Here is a 16401-nt window from a genome sequence, read left to right as displayed (position 1 = left end):
CATCTGTAGGACCGCCTCTTCCCGGCTAAAGCCGGTCCTACGAAGAGCTGCGGCACCTGTAGGACCGGCTTTAGCCGGGAAGAGGCGGTGCCTCGCGTCCTCCGTAAACAAAAAACCCGGGCATCAGGCCCGGGTTTTTCAGTGCTGCGGCTGTCGACTCAGTGCAGGATCTGGCTGAGGAACAGTTTGGTGCGGTCGCTTTGCGGGTTGTCGAAGAAGTCGTTCGGTGCGGCCTGTTCGACGATTTCGCCCTTGTCCATGAAGATCACGCGGTTGGCGACGGTACGGGCAAAGCCCATCTCGTGCGTCACGCAGAGCATGGTCATGCCTTCTTCGGCCAGACCCACCATGGTGTCGAGCACTTCTTTCACCATCTCTGGGTCGAGCGCCGAGGTCGGCTCGTCGAACAGCATGATTTTCGGCTTCATGCACAGTGCGCGCGCGATGGCGACACGCTGTTGCTGACCACCGGAAAGCTGACCCGGGAATTTATGTGCCTGCTCCGGAATGCGCACGCGCTCCAGGTAATGCATCGCGATTTCTTCAGCCTTGCGCTTGGGCATCTTGCGCACCCACATCGGCGCCAGCGTGCAGTTCTGCAGGATGGTCAGATGCGGGAACAGGTTGAAGTGCTGGAACACCATGCCGACTTCGCGGCGGATGGTCTCGATCTGCTTCAGATCTGACGTCAGCTCGGTGCCGTCGACGATGATGCGGCCTTGCTGGTGCTCTTCCAGACGGTTGAGGCAGCGAATGGTGGTCGACTTGCCCGAACCCGACGGGCCGCACAGGACGATACGCTCGCCCTGACGCACGTTCAAGTTGATGTCTTTCAACACGTGGAACTGGCCGTACCACTTGTGTACGCCTTCCATCCGGATCATGCCTTCGGCGCCCAGAGGCTTACTGATAACTTCACTCATCACAAAACTCCTAACGCTTGTGGCCTGTGTCCAACTTACGCTCCAGATGAATGGAGTAGCGGGACATGCCGAAACAGAAAATCCAGAACACCAGGGCTGCAAACACGTAGCCCTCGGTCGCCATGCCGAGCCAGTTGGGGTCGGCGGCTGCTTGTTTGACGCTGTTGAGCAGGTCGAACAGGCCGATGATGATCACAAGGCTGGTGTCCTTGAACAACGCAATCACGGTGTTGACCAGACCAGGAATGACCAGCTTCAGGGCTTGCGGCAGAATCACCAGGCCCATGCGGCGCCAGTAACCCAGGCCCATCGCGGCGGCGGCTTCGTACTGCCCTTTCGGGATCGCCTGCATGCCGCCGCGCACCACTTCGGCCACATAGGCCGACTGGAACATGATCACGCCGATCAGGGCGCGCAACAGTTTGTCGAAGTTCATGCCTTCAGGCAGGAACAGCGGCAACATCACTGAGGACATGAACAGCACGGTGATCAGCGGAACGCCGCGCCAGAACTCGATGAAGGTCACGCAGATCACGCGGATCGCCGGCATGTCGGAGCGACGCCCCAGCGCCAGGATCACACCAAGCGGCAAGGCCCCTGCGATGCCCACGGTGGCGATGACCAGAGTCAGCATCAACCCGCCCCACTGACTGGTGGCGACTTCGGTCATGCCGAAAACGCCGCCATGCAGCAGGAAGAAAGCCACGATCGGGTAGATCACCAGGAAAGACAGGCCGTAGATCGCTTTGCGCGGCATCATCTTGATGAACAGTGGCGCGGCGCCGATGATCGCCAGCCAGACCGTCAGATCGACCCGCCAGCGCAGTTCTTGCGGGTAGTAGCCGTACATGAACTGACCGATGCGCTGCTCGATGAACACCCAGCAGGCGCCAGCCTTGGTGCAGTCGGCGCGCGTGGTGCCGACCCAGTTGGCGTCGAAAATGGTCCAGCTCAACAGCGGCGGAACGATCAGCCAGATCAGATAGATCGCGAACAGGGTCAACAGGGTGTTGATCCAGTTCGAGAACAGGTTCTGGCGGATCCATGCCATCGGGCCGAACACTTTACTCGGCGGCGGCATGTCGGGTTTGAAAGTATGGGATGTCATGCGCGTTTCCTCACCGCTCGATCAGCGCAATGCGCTTGTTGTACCAGTTCATCAGCAGAGAAATGCTGATACTGATCGCCAGGTATACGCTCATGGTGATAGCGATGACTTCGATGGCCTGACCGGTCTGGTTCAACACGGTACCGGCGAACAGCGAAACCATTTCCGGGTAACCGATACCGGCCGCCAGCGAGGAGTTCTTCGCCAGGTTGAGGTATTGGCTGGTCAGCGGCGGGATGATCACTCGCATGGCCTGCGGAATGATGACCTTGCGCAGCGTCGGGCCGGGACGCAGACCCAGCGAGCGCGCGGCTTCGGTCTGGCCGTGGCTGACCGACTTGATACCCGAACGCACGATTTCGGCAATGAATGCCGCCGTATAGACCGTCAGGGCCAGGGTCAGCGCCAGCAGTTCGGGGATCAACACCCAGCCGCCGACGAAGTTGAAGCCCTTGAGTTCCGGCAGTTCCCAATGCACGGGCGCACCGAAGATCAATGCACACAGCGCCGGGATCACGATGAACAGGGCAAGGCCCGCCCAGAACTTGTGAAAAGGCTCGCCGGTGGCTTCGAAGCGCTTGTTCGCCCATTTGGTCATGATGACGATCGCGACGATGGCCAGCACGATGCTGATCACGAACGGCCAGGTGGCGTCATTGGTGATCGCCGCAGGCATGTTCAGACCACGGCTGCTGACGAAGAACGAGCCCAGGAAACCATGCGCCGCCCTTGGGCCTGGCAGGGTCAGGAACACGGCGAAGTACCAGAACAGGATCTGCAGCAGCGGCGGAATGTTACGGAACACTTCGACGTAGACAGTTGCCAGCTTGTTGACGATCCAGTTGTTGGACAAACGCGCCACGCCGACGATAAAGCCGAGCAGAGTCGCGAGGATCACGCCGATGAAAGTCACCAGCAGCGTGTTGAGCAAACCGATAAGGAAAACCCGCGCGTAGCTGTCCGATTCCTTGAAAGGAATCAGGTGCTGCGCGATGCCGAAGCCGGCACTGTTTTCAAGGAAACCGAAACCTGAGGTGATGCCCCGGTGTTGCAGGTTGGTTTGGGTGTTATCGAACAGATACCAACCCATCGCGACTACAGCGATAACCGTGATTATCTGAAATAGCCACGCACGCACTTTGGGATCGCTGAGGGATAGCCTCTGCTTTGGTGCGCTGATTTGATTTTGCATGGAGTGCCCCGGATGAAATGCAACGAAGTACCCAGCTGCGGTTCACGCAGCCGGGCACAGGTCAATCAACGCACTGGTGGCGCGTATTGAATACCGCCGGCGTTCCACAAAGCGTTTTGACCGCGTTCGATTTCCAGAGCAGTGGATTTGCCCAGGTTCTTCTCGAAGATTTCGCCGTAGTTACCGACTTGAGCAACGATCTTGACGACCCAGTCCTTCGGCAGTTTCAGCTGAGGACCGTATTCACCGTCAGCACCCAGCAGACGAGCGACGTCTGGGTTCTTGGTGGCCTTGGCTTCGGCTTCCACGTTCTTGGAAGTGATGCCGGCTTCTTCAGTGTTCAGCAGGGCATAACCGACCCAGCGAACGATAGAAGTCCACTCGTCGTCACCACGGGCCACGACCGGTGCCAGAGGCTCCTTGGAAATGGTTTCAGGCAGAACGACGTAGTCTTTCGGCGAAGCCAGCTTGGAGCGCTGTGCGTACAGCTGCGATTTGTCGGAGGTCAGCACGTCGCAACGGCCGGATTCCAGCGACTTGGCGCTTTCGTCGGAGGTGTCGAACGTGATCGGGGTGTATTTCAGGTTGTTCGCGCGGAAGTAGTCCGACACGTTCAGCTCGGTGGTGGTTCCGGCCTGAATACAGATGGTCGCGCCGTCCAGTTCCTTGGCGCTCTTCACGCCCAGCTTGCTGTTGGCCAGGAAGCCAACGCCGTCGTAGTAAGTCACGAAGCCCGGGAACTCCAGACCCATGCTCGCATCGCGGGAGCTGGTCCAGGTGGTGTTGCGCGACAGGATGTCGATTTCGCCGGACTGCAGCGCGGTGAAACGCTCTTTAGCGTTCAGCTGGCTGAATTTGACTTTCTTGGCGTCGCCAAAGACAGCAGCCGCGACTGCACGGCAGAAGTCCGCGTCGATACCCTGGATGGTGCCGCTTTTGTCAGGGACCGAGAAACCTGGCAGACCGTCACTGACGCCGCACTGGATGAAGCCTTTCTTCTGGATGGCGTCCAGTTTGGCGCCCGCCTGAGCGAAACCGGTCATACCAAGTGCTGCCGCGGCGGCCACTACAGCCAGGGTGGATTTCAACATCTTCATTCAAACCTCCAGTTTGCTCTTTGTTGTGTAGGAGCTTTTAGTCCCGTCGCACCCTTGTGAGGCATTAATGACCCGTGCTGGCTTGTTTTTGGGTCATGCGACGTAAGACCCGATTCCGGTCATGCAGGGCTGCCTGCCCAGTGCAGACTTCGGAATCGATCGGGTCAAACGGACTGAAGCCCCATGATGTCCTTGAACCACGAGGTTCAAAGCGGATCGTGCCTGGAATCCCGCTCGATGGACTCCTTGTTGCCTGCGACGTAACGATAGACTGACTCTGAAAAGCCGCATCAGTGTTACCGCAGAGGTGAGCGCCTTCACTCCGGGGGTTTTGTAGCAAAGCCCGTACCACCATGCTGGCAAAGTCGAATTAGCGACAGGTCAAGCGCAAAACTTGTAACCTTGCGACATCTTCTTTCATATCCGCCAATGCTCGCGCACCGCCTTAAAGCATCGCGCCAGAGCCGCCGCACACAAATGGAGCACACATGAGCGAACCGTTGATCATCGAGCCTGAACAGCCCGCCGATGCCTGCGTTATCTGGCTGCACGGCCTGGGCGCAGATCGCTTTGACTTCCTGCCGGTCGCCGAAGCGTTGCAGGAATCGCTGAAGACCACGCGGTTCGTGCTGCCGCAGGCGCCGACCCGCCCAGTGACGGTCAACGGCGGCTACGAGATGCCCAGCTGGTACGACATCAAGGCCATGAGTCCGGCCCGCGCGATCGACCGCGAACAGCTGGAAGGCTCGGCGCAGCGCATTCTCAGCCTGATCGAGGCACAACGTGATGGCGGCATCGACCCTGCGCGCATCTTCCTCGCGGGTTTTTCGCAGGGCGGCGCGGTGGTGCTTCACACCGCTTTCCTGCGCTGGCAAGGCCCGCTGGGCGGGGTCCTGGCACTGTCGACCTACGCGCCGACCTTCAGCGATGAAATGAGCCTGTCCGCCAGCCAGCAACGTATTCCGGTGTATTGCTTGCATGGCAGCCATGACGAAGTCGTCCACAACCCGATGGGCAGAACCGCTTACGAGCAGCTAAAAGCCCACGGCGTCACCGCGACATGGCAGGAATACCCAATGGGGCACGAAGTGTTACCGCAGGAAATTTCCGACATAGGCGTCTGGCTCGGGGATCGGCTGCGCTAAAACAGACGCCTGATCCTTCCAATTGTCTTGCGGATTTGGTATGGCACTACGCCGCGCCGGGTTCTTGCTTTACACTGCCCGGCGTACATTCCTTAATCAATCGATGAGATGACCGTGCTCAAAGCACTTAAAAAGATGTTCGGTAAAAGCGAGGCTGAGCAGCTCGCACCAGCACCCCTCCCCGCTTCCAGAACCCCGACCGAAACGACGCATCGGGAAACCGCCACGCCTGTCGTGTCCGAAGCTGAGCCTGAAGCCGCCGGCAAGCCTGCGCACACGCGGCCAAAAACGGAAAGGCCACGTCGCGAACGAGCGCCCAAGCCTGTCGTCCCGGCCTGGAACCTCGAAGACTTCAAAGTCGAGCCACAAGAAGGCAAGACTCGTTTCCACGACTTCCCGCTCGCGCCGGAACTGATGCACGCCATCCATGACCTGGGTTTCCCTTATTGCACGCCGATTCAGGCAGGCGTCCTGGGTTTCACGCTCAAGGGCAAGGATGCGATCGGCCGCGCTCAGACCGGTACCGGCAAGACCGCCGCGTTTCTGATTTCGATCATCACCCAGCTGACCCAGACGCCGCCTCCCAAGGAGCGTTACATGGGTGAGCCACGTGCGCTGATCATCGCGCCGACTCGCGAACTGGTGGTGCAGATCGCCAAGGACGCAGCGGCCCTGACCAAATACACCAATCTGAACGTGATGACGTTCGTCGGCGGCATGGACTTCGACAAGCAACTCAAACAGCTCGAAGCCCGCCATTGCGACATTCTGGTGGCGACACCGGGCCGTCTGCTGGACTTCAACCAGCGTGGTGAAGTGCACCTGGACATGGTCGAAGTCATGGTGCTCGACGAAGCGGATCGCATGCTGGACATGGGATTCATTCCGCAGGTCCGTCAGATCATTCGCCAGACGCCGCACAAGGGCGAGCGTCAGACCTTGCTGTTCTCGGCCACTTTCACGGAAGACGTGATGAACCTGGCGAAGCAGTGGACCACCGATCCTGCCATCGTCGAGATCGAGGCTGAAAACGTTGCCAGCGATAACGTCGAACAGCATATCTATGCCGTTGCTGCAGCTGACAAGTACAAGTTGCTGTTCAACCTGATCAACGATAATGGCTGGGAACGCGTGATGGTGTTCGCCAACCGCAAGGACGAAGTCCGCCGCATCGAAGAGCGACTGGTGCGTGATGGCGTCAACGCCGCGCAGCTGTCAGGCGATGTGCCTCAGCACAAGCGGATCAAGACGCTGGAAGGTTTCCGTGAAGGCAAGATTCGCGTGCTGGTGGCTACTGATGTCGCTGGACGCGGGATTCACATCGACGGCATCAGCCACGTGATCAACTTCACCCTGCCTGAAGTGCCGGACGACTACGTCCACCGCATCGGTCGTACCGGCCGCGCGGGCGCCGACGGCGTGTCGATCAGCTTCGCCGGGGAAGACGATTCGTACCAGCTGCCTTCGATCGAAGAAAAACTGGGCCGCAAGATCAGCTGCGAAATGCCACCGACCGAATTGTTGCGGGCGGTAGTGCGCAAACAACGCGCGCAGCCTGCTGCGGAATAAGCGGTACAAAAAATCTGTGGGAGCGAGCTTGCTCGCGAATGTTCAGGCCAGTCCCCAGAAGGGTGACAGATCCGACGTATTCGCGAGCAAGCTCGCTCCCACGTTGTTTTGTAGCCGCCTCAAGGACGTCGGCTTTATTTCCAGCGATCCGCCGCCTGGTGATCGCTGTCACGCCCTTCCACCCAGCGTGGGCCTTGTGAGGTGTTTTCCTTCTTCCAGAACGGCGCGCGGGTTTTCAGGTAATCCATGACGAAGTCGCAGGCTTCGAACGCGGCCTGACGATGAGCACTCGCGACGCCGACGAAGACGATCGGCTCACCAGGCGCCAGCTCGCCGATGCGATGCAGCACCTCGATCCTGAGCAGCGGCCAGCGCTGCCGGGCTTCATCGACGATCGTGGCCAGCGCTTTTTCGGTCATGCCGGGGTAGTGCTCGAGAAACATTCCGGCCACTTCTCGCCCGTCGTTGAAATCACGGACGTAGCCGACGAAGCTCACCACGGCGCCCACGCCGACATTGGCATCGTGCATCGCATTGACTTCAACGCCTGGATCGAACGGTGCGGCCTGCACGCGGACGGTCATGCTCAGCCTCCCGTGACAGTCGGGAAGAACGCCACTTCGTCACCCTGCTCGACGGGTTCCGTCAGCGAGCAGAGTTCCTGATTGCGCGCGCACATGATGTTCTGTTCAGCCAGCACGTCCCACACCCCGCCCCGGGCGAGCAGGTGCTCACGAATCGCGCCGACATTGGCAAAGCTGCCTTCCAGTTGCTCGCTTTCGGTCCCCAGCGTCTCGCGAAAACGCGCGAAGAATTGAACCTGAACGTGAATGGTCATTGCGCCTCCGCCTTTTCATCGGCCACGAAGTGCCCGCTCTTGCCGCCAAGTTTTTCCAGTAGCCGCACCTGCTCGATGACCATGCCACGATCGACCGCCTTGCACATGTCGTAGATCGTCAAAGCGGCGACGCTGGCAGCGGTCAGGGCTTCCATTTCCACGCCGGTTTGCCCGGAAAGCTTGCAGCGCGCCACGATGTGGACCGCATCCTGGCCTTCAGCGTTGAGCTCGACCTTGACGCTGGTCAGCATCAGCGGGTGGCACAACGGGATGAGGTCGCTGGTTTTCTTCGCAGCCTGGATACCGGCAATGCGTGCAACGGCGAACACATCACCTTTCGGGTGACCGCCTGAGACGATCATTTGCAGGGTTTCGGGCAGCATGCGCACACGCGCTTCGGCCACCGCCTCACGGGACGTCACGGCTTTTTCAGTGACGTCGACCATATTGGCGCGACCTTGGGAATCGAGATGGGTAAGCACGGGATGACTCCTGGACAGGAGTCGCGATTGTAAACCCTGCGACGCGGAAACTGTAGGAGCGTGGCTTGTCCCGCCATCGGGGTGGGTCAGCTAACGATGATGTAGATGATCTAACTCGCAATCGCGGGACAAGCCACGCTCCTACATGGGATGTCCATCCAGGGGCTCGTAACTGGAGTGGTCCGCGAAATAAAGGGGCGCCGGAACGTCGGCGCCCACTGATTCACGCAACAGTTTAAAGATGGCTCTCCGCGTATTCAGCCAGGATCGAGCGCGGCACGCCTTGCAGGGTGATGTGCACGCCGTTGGGGAAGTCCTTGAAACGCTCCGTCAGGTAAGTCAGACCAGAACTGGTGGCCGACAGATAAGGGGTGTCGATCTGCGCAAGGTTGCCCAGGCAGACCACCTTGGAGCCTGCGCCGGCACGGGTGATGATCGTCTTCATCTGGTGCGGCGTCAGGTTCTGGCATTCGTCGATCAGGATCAGGCTTTGCTGGAAACTGCGGCCTCGAATGTAGTTAAGGGATTTGAACTGCAGCGGTACTTTGCTGAGGATGTAATCGACGCTGCCATGGGTGTTTTCATCATCCATGTGCAACGCTTCCAGGTTGTCGGTAATGGCGCCGAGCCAAGGCTCCATTTTTTCCGCCTCGGTGCCCGGCAGGAAGCCGATCTCCTGGTCCAGCCCCTGCACGCTGCGGGTTGCGATGATACGGCGATAACGCTTGCTGACCATGGTCTGTTCGATGGCCGCAGCCAGCGCCAGAATGGTTTTGCCCGAACCTGCGGCACCGGACAGATTGACCAGATGGATATCGGGGTCGAGCAACGCGAACAACGCCAGACCCTGGTAGATATCGCGAGGTTTCAGCCCCCAGGCTTCCTGATGCAGCAACGGTTCCTGATGCATGTCCAGCAGCAGGATTTCATCGGCCTTGACGCCTTTTACCCAACCGACGAAACCTTGCTCGTCGATGATGAACTCGTTGATGTGAACCGCCGGAATCTGTTCGGTCATCTGCACTTTGTGCCAGGTGCGACCATGATCCTGGCGGGTGTCCACCTTGCTGACGCGGTCCCAGAAGGACCCGGTCATCGTGTGATAACCGCGAGACAGCATCGACACATCATCAACCAGTTGGTCGGTGCTGTAGTCCTCTGCCTCGATGCCACAGGCGCGCGCCTTCAGGCGCATGTTGATGTCTTTGGTGACCAGCACGATACGCACGTCCTTTTTACGCGCATGCAGGTCGATCAACTGGTTGATGATGATGTTGTCGTTGAGGTTGTCGGGCAGCAGGCTGTTGGGCTCTTGCCGCTTGGTCATGAGAATGGACAGGTAACCCTTGAAAACACCTGTACCGCGATCGATCGGTACGCCTTGCTCGACCTCCTCCGGGGTCGCTTCGCCGAGCGTCTTGTCTATCAACCGGATCGCCTGCCGACATTCGGCGGCGACCGAGTGCTTGCCCGCCTTGAGCTTGTCCAGTTCTTCCAGGACCGTCATGGGGAGTGCAACGTGGTGTTCTTCGAAATTCAGAAGCGCGTTTGGATCGTGAATCAATACATTGGTATCGAGCACATAGAGGATTGGCTGGTTAGAGGAAGGGGTGCGTCCGTGGTCATCCATACTCGCTCACCTTTGTAGTAGCCAGGTAACGCAGCACACAGCGATGCTGCGCTGAAAAGGCCGCCGAGGCTCTCCCCTTAGGGCAGGAGAGAATTGCGCAAAGTGGGGTCTGGGTGACGCCACCTGTGTTGCAGGGTTCGGCGGTCTGTTGTCGTAATACCGCAAAACCGATGACATGAAAAAGCGTTTTGATGGCTTTTCCAAGTTTATTTCACGGCGTGACGAATAGCCCTTGGCGGATGGATCACACGCGTTTACAGTCGGAAGTCCGGTCGGGAAGAAATCCTCGGAAAATTCCCACCGGCCTCCTCATCAGAACCTCTACTCGCCTTGATCCACGGGCTCTGCAGCCTGATCCGCCGAATCCGCGGGTTGTTCGTCCGTGGGCGCATCACCCGGGTCGTTGGACTCCTCTTGCGACGCATCGTCTTCGTCCGTCAGTTGCTGCGGATAAATATGACAGTCCTCCCACGACACCCCGCTTTGCGCGGTGTTGGCCATCAGCCAAGGCACGGCTTGCTGCGCCTTGTCGGTGCTGTCGTGGAACACGATATTGCCTCGCCGCCACAGCAGCATCAGGGTCAACACGCGATTGGCGGTCTGCTCGGCGCTGATACGGCCCGAGCTGTCCTGAGAATCGATATTCCACAACGACACGCGAATCTGTTGATCGCGAAAGAACGCCCCGCTGTCGGCGCGGCGATGACCGTAGGGCGGGCGGAACAGCGGCACGAAGTTGTCCGGCAGCACCTGCTGCGCCAGCGCCGCCGTACGCTCGATGGAATCCTGCCAGTCGACCCAGTGCGCGTGTGAGCGGTACTCCCAGCCTTGCAGCCCTACGCATTGTTGCCGGTACACATTCTGCAACGCCTGGGGCGACGAGGCGTCCAGACGGCTCTGCAGGCTCTTGCCCAGGACGAAGAACGTAGCGTTGATTTTCTGCTGACGCATGAAGTCCGCCAGCCAGTCGGTCGCGCCGTCTGCCACTGTCGGACCGCTCTCGAAGTTGAGCAGGAAGGTTCGATCAGGCATCTCTTCGCCGCTCAACTCATCGGAGTTATAGCGCTCGATCTCGCTGCTGGTCTGCGGAAACAACGCTGCCATGCGCAGCAATTCGTTCAGATAACGCTGACTGAAGGCATCGGCCGGCGCTGCCCAACCGGCGTAGAACGAGTCGTCGGCAACTTTATATTCCGCCGCGCGCTGACGCAGCATCGGCACGTCATCGACCAGCACGCAGAAAGAGGCGTCGGCGTCGCACGACTTCTCTGCTGCCTTCCAGTTTTCGAACAGGCGCGACCACAGACGGGTGCGAATCAGATTGATGGTTGGCGAGTTGACTTGCCGCAGGCCCAACCGCCCCGCGAGCTGAGCATCGCTGAGGTTTTCGCTTTCCAGCAGTTGATGGGCGAAGCTTAATATTTGCGCCCGGGAGGCGACATCGAACAGTTGCGGTGTTTCAAGCGCTTCAGGCCAGACACTGCGATCCAGTGTCGCGATGTCGCCAGTCGCCGCCTGTGCGTTGAGTCCTACCAGGCAGGCGCCAATCAATAACAGCATGCGCAAAACGACGTGCTCCCAATCCTTGAATAAAGAGGCCGAAACCGGCGAAGCACTATAGCGGATTGGCTGACGCCCTTGCAGGTTGCAGGTCACACCGACCTGATCTGCGCCGCACCTATCATCACCATAGCTGGAGTCATCCGGGCACAACCCCTAGAATCGCCGTCACGATCAAAGGAGACGACCGCATGCTGATGGTGATATCCCCAGCGAAAACCCTCGATTTCGAAACACCGCCGACCACCACGAAATTTACCCAGCCGCAGTACCTGGATCACTCTCAGGAACTGATCACGCAATTGCGCGAGCTGACCCCGTCGCAGATCAGCGAGCTCATGGATCTGTCTGACAAACTGGCCGGCCTGAACGCCGCGCGCTTCGGCAGCTGGACGCCCGCCTTCACGCCAGAGAATGCCAAGCAGGCGCTGCTGGCGTTCAAAGGCGACGTTTATACCGGTCTGGCCGCCGAGACCCTCAGTCAGGCTGATCTCGATTACGCCCAGCAATACCTGCGCATGCTGTCTGGGCTGTATGGCCTGCTGCGCCCGCTCGACCTGATGCAGCCCTATCGTCTGGAAATGGGCACCAAACTCGCCAACGCGCGCGGCAAGGATCTTTACGCATTCTGGGGCAACCGGATCAGCGAATGGCTTAATGAAGCACTGGCCGACCAGGGCGATGACGTGCTGCTCAATCTGGCTTCAAACGAGTATTTTTCAGCGGTCAAACGCCCGGCCCTCAACGCCCGCGTGATCGACACCGAGTTTCGTGACCAGAAAAACGGTCAGTACAAAATCATCAGCTTCTACGCGAAAAAAGCGCGCGGCATGATGAGCCGCTTCGTGATTTCGGAGCGAATCGACAAGCCTGACGACCTGAAACAATTCGATGTTCAGGGCTATCGATACAGCAAAGAGCTGTCCAAAGCGGACAAACTGGTGTTCCTGCGTGACGAGCAACAAGCCTGACAACCGACAGGAGCGCGCCGATCCAGTGCTCTCCTGACTCTCCCAAACGGCGCATTTCGGCGCCGGTCTCACTCCAACTTCTCCCGATGAGATGCAGTGCGCGTTAACAGCGCATCGGATCATTCCGTTTGGAGGAACATTTACACCCTCAAAAGGGTGGTTTTGAAGTTCCCTGAACGCCCGTTTGGCTGACGAACGGCGGAGCAAACAGCCTTTTGACGCCAATATTCAGGCGAAAATAAGTTCCCAGAATTTTTCTCAAAAATTTAACAACATTTTTGACTGGTAGCACATTGCTGCTCCGCACTAGTGGCAGAGTTACATGCACTCCCCGCAAACCCCTTGTAACTAAGGGCCGGACCGAAGTGTGACATCATAGTGCCGCCATTCAGGATTGCAGATGTATTTCGAAAAATCTCAAAAAGAGGACGAGCGGCCAGGAACTTATGGGGAATGCTCAGGCTCCTACATCCCGTAACAATTCTCGTCCACCTTGTGAGACATCTCTTACATGGCAATAGGACAGATCTGAAAGTTGCTTATCAACGTAGTTAGACCAGTCGGTCAATGTGGTACGTGCAAGGAGAGAACGCACCAAACTAGTTGAAGTAAACCGAGCAAGCACCAATCGGGTGCCTGCAGTTACTGCCGGGCAGGATATGACTGACCATGGCCAAAAGCCTTGAGCCAGAGGCGCGACAGCGACTCGCAACCGTTCGATGGAGTGCTATGCCACATCTCAGATCGAAAACTTACATATTTATATATAGGTTATTCGACGCTAGTAATCTGTAATATTCGGGCCCGCCTACGGAATCAGGCCGCCCCTATTTAAATTCTGCCTGTGCTTGTGTCACGACAATCTTTGCCGTGCGGACGAGTGCGCGAAAAAGTTGTTAGACAGTATTTATATCCAGCCAACTAAATGGCGTAAAAATCGAGGAGATTACGATGCATATCAGCATCTTTGGTTTGGGCTATGTCGGTGCAGTATGTGCTGGTTGCCTCTCGGCGCGTGGTCATGATGTTGTTGGCGTGGATATCTCCGCCGCCAAGATCGATCTGATCAACCAGGGCAAATCTCCAATCGTGGAGCCGGGTCTGGGTGAACTCCTGGAGAACGGCATCAAGACTGGCAAGCTGCGCGGCACCACCGACTTTTCCGAGGCGATTCGCGCCACTGACCTGTCGATGATCTGCGTGGGTACGCCCAGCAAGAAAAACGGCGATCTGGAGCTGGATTTCATCGAGTCTGTCTGCCGCGAAATCGGCTTCGTCCTGCGTGACAAGACTTCCCGCCACACCATCGTCGTGCGCAGCACCGTGCTGCCAGGCACCGTCGCCAACGTGGTCATCCCGATCCTGGAAGACTGCTCGGGCAAGAAAGCCGGCGTCGATTTCGGCGTAGCGGTCAACCCTGAATTCCTGCGCGAGAGCACCGCGATCAAAGACTACGATCATCCTCCGATGACCGTGATCGGCGAATTCGACAAGGCGTCCGGTGACGTTCTGCAATCCCTGTACGAAGAACTCGACGCGCCGATCATCCGCAAGGACATCGCCGTTGCCGAGATGATCAAGTACACCTGCAACGTCTGGCACGCGACCAAGGTCACCTTCGCCAACGAAATCGGCAACATCGCCAAGGCAGTCGGCGTCGACGGCCGCGAAGTGATGGAAGTTGTCTGCCAGGACAAGGCCCTGAACCTGTCGCAGTACTACATGCGCCCAGGCTTCGCTTTCGGCGGTTCCTGCCTGCCTAAAGACGTTCGCGCCCTGACCTACCGCGCAAGCTCGCTGGACGTAGAAGCGCCACTGCTCAACTCGCTGATGCGCAGTAACGTCTCCCAGGTTCAGAACGCATTCGACATCGTTGCCTCCGGCGACACCCGCAAGGTTGCCCTGCTGGGTCTGAGCTTCAAGGCCGGTACCGACGACCTGCGCGAGAGCCCGCTGGTCGAGCTGGCAGAAATGCTGATCGGTAAAGGTTTCGACCTGAGCATCTTCGACAGCAACGTCGAATACGCCCGCGTCCACGGCGCCAACAAGGACTACATCGAGTCCAAGATCCCGCACGTTTCGTCCCTGCTCAACTCGGACTTCGACGCCGTGATCAACAACTCCGACGTGATCATCCTCGGCAACCGTGACGAGCGTTTCCGTGCACTGGCCAACGAAGCGCCAGCTGGCAAGCGCGTCATCGACCTGGTGGGCTTCATGAAAGGCACCACCACCGAAGACGGTCAGACCGAAGGCATTTGCTGGTAAGAGGCGGCGGCAAGCGCCAAGCCACAAGCTGCAGGTTTCAAGTTTCATGCTCAGTGCTGCAAGCGGTCATCCGCTTGCAGCTTGAGGTTTGAGGCCTGCGGCTTGGTTGCAACTGACTTCAAGGGATACGAACTATGCAAAGGCTCAAGCACGGCTTGCTTCAAGCCGCAGGTTGGCTGTTTTATCTGAGTTTGCTGGCAGCCATTGCAATGGCGCTGCCCAAGTCGCTATTCGACTCTCAGTCGAAAGACTTTATTTTCCTGGTCGGTATCGTCGGTATCTGGCGTTACTCGATGGGCGCAACGCACTTTGTGCGCGGCATGATTTTTCTTTACATCGTCTACCCACACCTGCGTCGTAAAGTGCGCAAGCTGGGCAAGGCGGCCGATCCATCCCACGTGTTTCTGATGGTCACCAGTTTCCGTATCGACGCGCTGACCACCGCTCAGGTGTACAGCTCGGTGATTCAGGAAGCGATCAATTCCGGCTACCCGACCACCGTCGTCTGCTCGCTGGTCGAGATGTCGGACGAGCTGCTGGTCAAGGCACTGTGGGCCAAGTACAACCCGCCCGAGCATGTGAAACTGGACTTCGTGCGCATCGCCGGTACCGGCAAGCGTGACGGTCTGGCCTTCGGTTTCCGCGCGATCTCGCGCCATATGCCGGATGACCGTGCAGTGGTTGCGGTGATCGACGGCGACACCGTTCTGGCAGAAGGCGTGGTTCGCAAGACCGTGCCGTGGTTCCAGCTGTTCGGCAACGTCGGCGGCCTGACCACCAACGAGTTCTGCGAAGTACGCGGCGGCTACATCATGAGCGAATGGCACAAGCTGCGTTTCGCCCAGCGTCATATCAACATGTGCTCGATGGCCCTGTCCAAGCGCGTGCTGACCATGACCGGCCGCATGTCTGTGTTCCGCGCCACCGTGGTCACCGACCCGGACTTCATCGCCGACGTGGAGAGCGATTCGCTCCAGCACTGGCGCCTTGGCCGCTTCAAGTTCCTGACCGGTGACGACAAGTCCAGCTGGTTCAGCCTGATGCGCCTGGGCTACGACACGTTCTACGTGCCGGACGCCGCGATCAACACCGTCGAGCACCCGCCTGAGAAGAGCTTCCTCAAGGCCAGTCGCAAGCTTATGTATCGCTGGTACGGTAACAACCTCCGCCAGAACTCTCGAGCGCTTGGCCTGGGTGTCCGTCGCCTGGGTGTGTTCACCAGCATCGTGCTGTTCGACCAGCGCGTGTCGATGTGGACCTCGATTCTCGGCCTGACCGTCGCGATTCTCGCCAGCCTCAAATACGGCGTGAGTTTCCTGCTGGCGTACCTGCTGTGGATCGGTATCACGCGTCTGATTCTCACGCTGTTGCTGTCGTGCTCCGGCCACGCCATCGGGCCGGCCTACCCCATGATTCTGTATTACAACCAGATCGTCGGTGCGCTGATGAAGATTTACGTTTTCTTCCGCCTCGACCGCCAGTCCTGGACTCGCCAGGACACAAAACTGAGCCGTGACATGGCCAGCTTCCAGGGTTGGTTCAACACCTGGTCGTCTCGGACCATGACTTTTTCGGCTGGCAGCATCTTTGTTGCCGTGCTGCTGACAATGGTCTGACC

General features: G+C 58.6%; 12 protein-coding genes and 2 pseudogenes. 5 read left to right on the top strand and 9 right to left on the bottom strand.

From position 1 onward, the window contains the following. Window positions 1-158 precede the first annotated feature (158 nt). The 4 genes from QRN36_RS25150 to QRN36_RS25135 all read right to left on the bottom strand — a co-directional run bounded on the left by QRN36_RS25150 (window position 159) and on the right by QRN36_RS25135 (window position 4320). On the bottom strand, window positions 159-923 hold the full coding sequence (locus tag QRN36_RS25150) for an amino acid ABC transporter ATP-binding protein (protein ID WP_093462069.1): 765 nt from the start codon (window positions 921-923) through the stop codon (window positions 159-161). Window positions 924-933: 10 nt separating this feature from the next. Next, window positions 934-2031 (bottom strand): amino acid ABC transporter permease, encoded by a 1098-nt coding sequence (locus QRN36_RS25145; RefSeq protein WP_285426511.1) that lies wholly within the window; start codon window positions 2029-2031, stop codon window positions 934-936. A gap of 10 nt (window positions 2032-2041) precedes the next feature. Continuing rightward, entirely contained in the window at window positions 2042-3223 is a 1182-nt protein-coding gene (locus tag QRN36_RS25140; RefSeq protein WP_285426510.1) for an amino acid ABC transporter permease, read from the bottom strand. Window positions 3224-3288: 65 nt separating this feature from the next. Further along, on the bottom strand, window positions 3289-4320 hold the full coding sequence (locus QRN36_RS25135; protein ID WP_285426509.1) for an amino acid ABC transporter substrate-binding protein: 1032 nt from the start codon (window positions 4318-4320) through the stop codon (window positions 3289-3291). A gap of 488 nt (window positions 4321-4808) precedes the next feature. Here QRN36_RS25135 and QRN36_RS25130 point away from each other — a divergent pair, with 488 nt between their 5' ends. Next, on the top strand, window positions 4809-5465 hold the full coding sequence (locus QRN36_RS25130; protein ID WP_285426508.1) for an alpha/beta hydrolase: 657 nt from the start codon (window positions 4809-4811) through the stop codon (window positions 5463-5465). Between the two features lie 282 nt (window positions 5466-5747). Continuing rightward, window positions 5748-7034, top strand: a pseudogene (gene rhlB / locus QRN36_RS25125) (ATP-dependent RNA helicase RhlB); the annotation flags it as partial. A 134-nt stretch (window positions 7035-7168) separates the two neighbouring features. Here the strand turns inward: rhlB and moaE are convergent. From moaE to QRN36_RS25100, 5 genes and pseudogenes are all read right to left on the bottom strand, one after another. Beyond that, window positions 7169-7618, bottom strand: a complete 450-nt coding sequence (gene moaE / locus QRN36_RS25120) for a molybdopterin synthase catalytic subunit MoaE (RefSeq protein ID WP_285426506.1) — start codon at window positions 7616-7618, stop codon at window positions 7169-7171. Between the two features lie 2 nt (window positions 7619-7620). Continuing rightward, the gene (locus QRN36_RS25115) at window positions 7621-7872 is read right to left on the bottom strand and encodes a MoaD/ThiS family protein (RefSeq protein ID WP_306470581.1); all 252 of its coding nucleotides are present in this window, start codon (window positions 7870-7872) and stop codon (window positions 7621-7623) included. Further along, window positions 7869-8354: a cyclic pyranopterin monophosphate synthase MoaC gene (moaC, locus tag QRN36_RS25110; RefSeq protein ID WP_285426505.1), complete on the bottom strand. Its 486-nt coding sequence runs from the start codon at window positions 8352-8354 to the stop codon at window positions 7869-7871. Before moaC ends, QRN36_RS25115 begins: the two co-directional genes overlap by 4 nt. A gap of 235 nt (window positions 8355-8589) precedes the next feature. Then, window positions 8590-9984, bottom strand: coding sequence for a PhoH family protein (locus QRN36_RS25105; protein ID WP_093462094.1), 1395 nt, complete (start codon window positions 9982-9984; stop codon window positions 8590-8592). A 390-nt stretch (window positions 9985-10374) separates the two neighbouring features. Next, window positions 10375-11550: pseudogene (locus QRN36_RS25100) on the bottom strand (polysaccharide deacetylase family protein); the annotation flags it as partial. A 185-nt stretch (window positions 11551-11735) separates the two neighbouring features. Here QRN36_RS25100 and yaaA point away from each other — a divergent pair. The 3 genes from yaaA to alg8 all read left to right on the top strand — a co-directional run bounded on the left by yaaA (window position 11736) and on the right by alg8 (window position 16399). Continuing rightward, entirely contained in the window at window positions 11736-12515 is a 780-nt protein-coding gene (yaaA, locus tag QRN36_RS25095) for a peroxide stress protein YaaA (protein WP_285426504.1), read from the top strand. 951 nt (window positions 12516-13466) lie between these two features. Next, window positions 13467-14783: a nucleotide sugar dehydrogenase gene (locus tag QRN36_RS25090; RefSeq protein WP_285426503.1), complete on the top strand. Its 1317-nt coding sequence runs from the start codon at window positions 13467-13469 to the stop codon at window positions 14781-14783. A gap of 134 nt (window positions 14784-14917) precedes the next feature. Beyond that, on the top strand, window positions 14918-16399 hold the full coding sequence (alg8, locus tag QRN36_RS25085; protein WP_285426502.1) for a mannuronan synthase: 1482 nt from the start codon (window positions 14918-14920) through the stop codon (window positions 16397-16399). Window positions 16400-16401: the final 2 nt, after the last annotated feature.

The sequence above is a fragment of the Pseudomonas sp. efr-133-TYG-103a genome (assembly GCF_030209235.1).
Lineage (GTDB): Bacteria > Pseudomonadota > Gammaproteobacteria > Pseudomonadales > Pseudomonadaceae > Aquipseudomonas.
Note: the sequence above shows the minus strand (reverse complement) of the source record. Positions and strands in the feature narration are given on the sequence as shown.